Source organism: Prevotella sp. P5-50, from assembly GCF_002251295.1.
Classification (GTDB): domain Bacteria; phylum Bacteroidota; class Bacteroidia; order Bacteroidales; family Bacteroidaceae; genus Prevotella.
This window is the reverse complement of the sequence record NZ_NPJA01000031.1, coordinates 1-3293: the sequence shown is the minus strand read 5'-3', so window position 1 is coordinate 3293 and position 3293 is coordinate 1. Positions and strand designations below refer to the sequence as shown.

2 rRNA genes are annotated in these 3293 nt (G+C 53.0%); both read left to right on the top strand.

The window, feature by feature from the left end:
- Nucleotides 1-158 precede the first annotated feature (158 nt).
- Nucleotides 159-3054, top strand: a 23S ribosomal RNA gene (locus CIK88_RS07085).
- A 101-nt stretch (nt 3055-3155) separates the two neighbouring features.
- A 5S ribosomal RNA gene (gene rrf, locus CIK88_RS07080) occupies nt 3156-3268 on the top strand.
- The last annotated feature ends 25 nt before the right edge of the window (nt 3269-3293 follow it).

The following is a 3293-nucleotide window of genomic DNA, read 5'->3' as shown; positions in this document are numbered from 1 at the left end:
TATTCTCCACTTGTCCTTGAAATAGAGGAAAGAGATCTTTGACATATTGACACAAGCAAGACTGTAGATTAGATAATAAATCAGAAATCAACAGCTGAAAGTATGAGCACTTATGCATACGGCCGCCTATAGTTATAGGAAAGTATGCTTAAGTCAAGGCGAAAGTAAGTCAGGGCGCATGGTGGATGCCTTGGCTCACGGAGGCGATGAAGGACGTGATAAGCTGCGATAAGCTGCGGGTAGGAGCAAATATCCCTTGATCCGCGGATTTCCGAATGGGACAACCCAGCAGGCTGAAGGCCTGTTATCCCTGCCTAAGCAGGGAGGCTAACCGAGGGAACTGAAACATCTTAGTACCTCGAGGAAGAGAAAATAACAATGATTCCCCCAGTAGTGGCGAGCGACCGGGGAAGAGCCCAAACCTGCTTTGTGGCAACGCATGGCAGGGGTTGTAGGACCGCGCCGTGGTACTTGAAATGTGAGAAGAAGTATCTGGAAAGTTACATCATAGAAGGTGATAATCCTGTATTCGAAACAATTGCGAGACCTAGCGGTATCCTGAGTAACGCGGGACACGTGTAATCCTGCGCGAATCCGCCGGGCCCATCCGGCAAGGCTAAATACTCCCGTGAGACCGATAGCGTACCAGTACCGTGAGGGAAAGGTGAAAAGTACCCCAATAAGGGGAGTGAAAGAGTACCTGAAACCATGCGCCTACAAGCGGTCGGAGCTGCTATAAGCAGTGACGGCGTGCCTTTTGCATAATGAACCTACGAGTTACCGTCACAGGCGAGGTTAAGGAAGAGGACTTCCCGAGCCGCAGTGAAAGCGAGGCTGAATAGGCCGTATAGTCTGTGGAGGTAGACGCGAAACCGAGTGATCTACACATGTCCAGGATGAAGTCCCGGTAACACGGGATGGAGGTCCGCACCGATAAGCGTTGAAAAGCTTCCGGATGAGGTGTGTGTAGGAGTGAAAGGCCAATCAAACTCGGAGATAGCTCGTACTCCCCGAAAGGCATTTAGGTGCCGCGTCACATGATCTGTATGAGAGGTAGAGCGACCGATAGGTCAAGAGGGCTTCACCGCCTATCGCGACCTGACGAACTCCGAATGCTCATACACCGCAGTGTGGCAGTAAGGGGGCGGGTGCTAAGGTCCGTCCCCGAGAGGAGAAGAATCCAGACCGCCGTCTAAGGTCCCCAAGTTCTGTCTGAGTTAGTCTAACGAAGTGTGGTCTCCGTGACAGCTAGGATGTTGGCTTGGAAGCAGCCATTCATTCAAAGAGTGCGTAACAGCTCACTAGTCGAGAGACCGTGCATGGATAATAATCGGGTATAAGACAGGCACCGAAGTCGCGGGATAGTAATGATAAAAGTATCGGTAGGGGAGCATTCCTGCGGCGTTGAATGGGAAAGGACGACTTTCCCTGGAGCTTCAGGAAAAGCAAATGTAGGTATAAGTAACGATTAGGGGTGTGAGATCCACCCCCGCCGTACGACTAAGGTTTCCCGGGCAATGTTAATCATCCCGGGGTAAGTCGGGTCCTAAGTCTAAGCCGAACGGCGAAGGCGATGGCTGACACGGTCAATATTCCGTGACTTCCTTATGGAGTGACGTGGAGACGCAGTCGTGACACTGCCGCGGGGAAACGGAATTCCCCGTTAAAGGATGTATGCTTTGAGGGAGGCAGGCAAATCCACCTCCCGAGCTGAACTCCGACAGTACGGCACTCTCTCCGGAGAGCGCCGACAGCGCAGGTAATCATACTGCCGAGAAAATCCGCTAAACTTAATCCATACGGAACCCGTACCGCAAACCGACACAGGTAGTCGGGTAGAACATACTAAGGCGTTGAGAGATTCACGGTTAAGGAACTAGGCAAACTGACCCCGTAACTTCGGGATAAGGGGTCCTCCAGCAATGGAGGCGCAGAGAATAGGTCCAGGCAACTGTTTAGCAAAAACACAGGGCTGTGCAAACTCGCAAGATGAGGTATACAGCCTGACACCTGCCCGGTGCCGGAAGGTTAAGAGGAGATGTCACCGCAAGGGAAGCATTGAATTGAAGCCCCGGTAAACGGCGGCCGTAACTATAACGGTCCTAAGGTAGCGAAATTCCTTGTCGGGTAAGTTCCGACCTGCACGAATGGTGTAATGATCCGGACGCTGTCTCAACCGTGAGCTCAGTGAAATTGTAGTATCGGTGAAGATGCCGATTACCCGCGATGGGACGAAAAGACCCCGTGAACCTTTACTACAGCTTAGCATTGACCTTGGTCATCGGATGTGTAGGATAGGCCGGAGGCATTGAATCATGCGCGCCAGCGTGTGTGGAGCCATCCTTGAAATACGGCCCTTCTGCTGCCTGAGGTCTAACGCGCATTGCGCGGACACTGCTTGGTGGGTAGTTTGACTGGGGTGGTCGCCTCCAAAAGCGTAACGGAGGCTTCCAAAGGTGCCCTCGGGCCGATTGGTAACCGGCCTTATAGAGTGCAATGGCATAAGGGCGCTTGACTGGGAGGCAGACATGCCGAGCAGGCAGGAAACTGGGGCATAGTGATCCGGCGGATCCGTATGGAAGGTCCGTCGCTCAAAGGATAAAAGGTACTCCGGGGATAACAGGCTGATCCCCCCCAAGAGCTCATATCGACGGGGTGGTTTGGCACCTCGATGTCGGCTCGTCACATCCTGGGGCTGGAGAAGGTCCCAAGGGTTGGGCTGTTCGCCCATTAAAGTGGCACGCGAGCTGGGTTCAGAACGTCGTGAGACAGTTCGGTCTCTATCTATCGTGGGCGCAGGAGTCTTGAGGGGACCGGCCACTAGTACGAGAGGACCGTGGTTGACCGACCTCCGGTTTACCGGTTGTGCCGCCAGGTGCACCGCCGGGTATCCGCGTCGGGTTCGGATAAGCGCTGAAAGCATCTAAGTGCGAAGCCGGCCTCAAGATGAGGACTCCATTGAGGGTCGTCGAAGACTACGACGTTGATAGGGTGCAGGTGTAAAGACAGCGATGTCAAAGCCGAGCACTACTAATTGCCCGAAAACTTTTGTCTGAGGCGATACTTTCAGATGTTGACTCTGTATCTGTGATACAGTTTGCTTGTGTGCGATTGTCAACCTATACCGGCTGTATGTGATACGGCTGAGAGAATTATCAGGTGGCTATTGCGGTGGGGTTCCACCTCTTCCCATTCCGAACAGAGAAGTTAAGCCCACTTGCGCCGATGGTACTGCAATGCAATGCGGGAGAGTAGGAGGCCGCCATCTTTTACAAAGCACCTTGTTTCAGCAA